This is a genomic window from Candidatus Methylomirabilota bacterium (genome assembly GCA_036001065.1).
In the GTDB taxonomy this organism is placed as follows: domain Bacteria; phylum Methylomirabilota; class Methylomirabilia; order Rokubacteriales; family CSP1-6; genus MNEF01.
This window is the reverse complement of record DASYUQ010000058.1, coordinates 1-2,573: the sequence shown is the minus strand read 5'-3', so window position 1 is coordinate 2,573 and position 2,573 is coordinate 1. Positions and strand designations below refer to the sequence as shown.

Genomic DNA, 2,573 nt, shown 5'->3' with positions numbered 1-2,573 from the left:
CGCCGCTGGAGGTCCCGCCGACGGCGCAGCAGCCCGGCCGCCCGATCCCGGCCACGGCCTACGGAATGCCCTCGAAGTTCGAGAGCCACGTCGTCCGCCGCCGCACCGACGTGTTCGTCAACCGCCAGAACTGGTCGGACTGGAGCATGACGCCGCTCCAGCATCAGCACGGGATCGTGACGCCCACCGGCCTCATCTTCGAGCGGCATCACGCCGGCATCCCCGACATCGATCCGGCGGCGCACAGGCTCGTGATCCACGGCCTGGTGAAGCAGCCGCTGGTGTTCACCATGAGCGATCAGTAGCGTGGCGTATGGGAAAGACCACGTTCGACTTCTCGGGCCAGGTGGCCGTCGTCACCGGCGGCGCCCGGGGCATCGGCAAGGGCTCGGCCCAGGCGTTCGCGGAATCAGGAGCGCGCGTCTATGTGCTGGACCTGGACGAGGCGGGCGGCGCGGCCGTGGCCAGCGACATCCGGAAGCGCGGAGGCCAGGCGTCCTTCATCGCGTGCGACGTGACGGAGGCCGGGCGGGTGAAGGCGGCGTTCGATCGGATCCTCGCCGAGGCCGAGCGGCTCGACATTCTCGTGAATAGCGCCGGCGGCTTCTGGAAGCAGCTCTCGGTCGAGGAGACCCCCGAGGAGGAGTGGGACAAGGTGGTCGACCTCAACCTCAAGAGCATCTACCTGTGCGCGAAGGCCGCCATCCCCGCCTTCAAGCGCCAGCGGAGCGGGCGCATCGTCAACATCGGCTCCATGGCCGGCGTCAGCGCGCTCCAGCCCTCGTCGCCGCCCTACTCGGCGGCCAAGGCGGGCGTCCACTCCCTCACCCGCGTGCTGGCCTTCGAGCTGGGCAAGCACGGCGTCACCGCCAACGCCCTCGCGCCCGGCACCACGGCCACCGAGCGCGTCGTCGCCGTCCGCAGCCAGGAGCAGCGCGACATGATCGGCAAGGGCACCTTGATCGGCCGTATCGCCGAGGTGTCGGACATGGTCGGCTGGGTGCTCTTTCTCGCGTCCCCCGAGGCCGGCTATCTCACGGGCCAGACCATCTCCGTCAACGGCGGCCGGCTGATGGTGTGAGGAGCGCGTCGGGGGAGTCGTGGATACGCCAGTGGGCGTTGACGCGGGGCTAGGCGGTCGATACGATCCGATCGATGGCTGCGCCACCGCGCACGCGACGCTGGAGTCGGCAGGAGTACGACCGGCTCGTGGAGCTCGGCGTTCTCCACGAGGACGAACCGATCGAGCTGATCGGCGGCGAGCTGATCGTCGCCGAGCCCAAGGGCAGCCCCCATGCCACTGGGGTCAGCCTCGCCGCGGAGGCGCTGCGTGCGGCCTTTGGCGAGGGCTGGCTCGTCCGCGTCCAGGACCCCGTCGCCCTCGACGACGAGTCCGAGCCCGAGCCTGACGTGGCGGTGGTCCCGGGACGCCCGCGCGACTATCGCGCGGCCCATCCCTCGCGGCCGGCGCTCGTCGTCGAGGTGGCGGAGTCGAGCCTGGCATTCGACCGGAACGTGAAGGGCAGCCTCTACGCCCGCGCCGGCCTGGCGGACTACTGGATCGTCAACCTCGTCGATCGGACACTCGAGGTCCACCGACCGCCGGTGCGCGACGCCTCAGCGCCGTTCGGCTGGCGCTATGGCTCGGTTCAGATCCTGGGGCCAGACGCGGCGGCGTCCCCCCTGGCGCGCCCCGCGGCTCGCGTCGCCGTCGCCGACCTCCTGCCTTAATAGAATCGCTGGCGGTCACCCCGGCATCCTTCATTTAGAGGCAAGTCGCTGACACAGCGTCAGAAGGGATGACGCCTGAGCAAGTGAGCCGAGAGGGAGGGCGATGATGAGCGAGCGGCGTGTCGCCAAGGTCGTCACCGGGCAGCCGACGTCCGACGGGGCGGGCGTCCGCCTCACGCGGGTGCTCGGCACGCCCCAGCTCGACCACCTCGACCCGTTCCTCCTCCTCGACGAGTTCAAGTCGGACAAGCCCGACGACTACCTGGCCGGCTTCCCCGACCATCCCCACCGCGGCTTCGAGACCGTCACCTACATGCTGGCCGGCTCGATGCGCCACCAGGATCACGTCGGCAACCAGGGCGAGCTGGTCCCCGGCAGCGTGCAGTGGATGACGGCCGGGCGCGGCATCATCCACTCCGAGATGCCCCGGCAGAAGGACGGTCTCATGTGGGGCTTCCAGCTCTGGGTGAACCTGCCCGCGCGCGACAAGATGACGGCGCCGCGCTACCAGGACATCCCGCCCGAGAAGATCCCCGAGGTGACGTTGGCCGACGGCGTGCGCGCGCGCGTGATCGCAGGCGAGGCGGGCGGCGTCCGCGGTCCGGTGGAGGGCATCGCCACCCAGCCGTTGTATTTGGACGTTCGGATGGCCCCGCGCGCCCGCGTTGCTCTGAGCTTGCAGGCAGCCCACAACGCGTTCGCCTACGTTTACGAGGGCCGGGTGGCGCTCGGCTCTGCTTCGGACGGAGGCGCCCAGGAGGTCGCCGCCGGGCAACTGGCCGTGTTGGGCGACGGCGACCGGCTGACGGCGACGACCGGCGACGCGCCCGCGCGCTTTCTAT

The 2,573-nt window shown here is 70.4% G+C and carries 4 protein-coding genes; all 4 read left to right on the top strand.

Features of this window, described 5'->3' with window-relative positions:
* On the top strand, positions 1-305 hold a 305-nt coding region (locus VGV13_05080; GenBank protein ID HEV8640452.1), incomplete at its 5' end, for a sulfite dehydrogenase.
* Positions 306-313: 8 nt separating this feature from the next.
* On the top strand, positions 314-1,081 hold the full coding sequence (locus VGV13_05075; GenBank protein HEV8640451.1) for an SDR family NAD(P)-dependent oxidoreductase: 768 nt from the start codon (positions 314-316) through the stop codon (positions 1,079-1,081).
* Positions 1,082-1,155: 74 nt separating this feature from the next.
* Positions 1,156-1,731 carry a Uma2 family endonuclease gene (locus VGV13_05070; GenBank protein HEV8640450.1) on the top strand — a complete coding sequence of 192 codons (576 nt, stop codon included), beginning with the start codon at positions 1,156-1,158 and terminating at the stop codon, positions 1,729-1,731.
* A 106-nt stretch (positions 1,732-1,837) separates the two neighbouring features.
* Positions 1,838-2,573 (top strand): pirin family protein (locus VGV13_05065; GenBank protein HEV8640449.1); only part of this gene is annotated, 736 nt, incomplete at its 3' end.

What these genes read in the sequence shown, in the direction of transcription:
- VGV13_05070 (HEV8640450.1), top strand. Translation starts at nt 1,156, where the DNA reads ATGGCTGCGCCACCGCGCACGCGACGCTGGAGTCGGCAGGAGTACGAC.
- VGV13_05075 (HEV8640451.1), top strand. Translation starts at nt 314, where the DNA reads ATGGGAAAGACCACGTTCGACTTCTCGGGCCAGGTGGCCGTCGTCACC.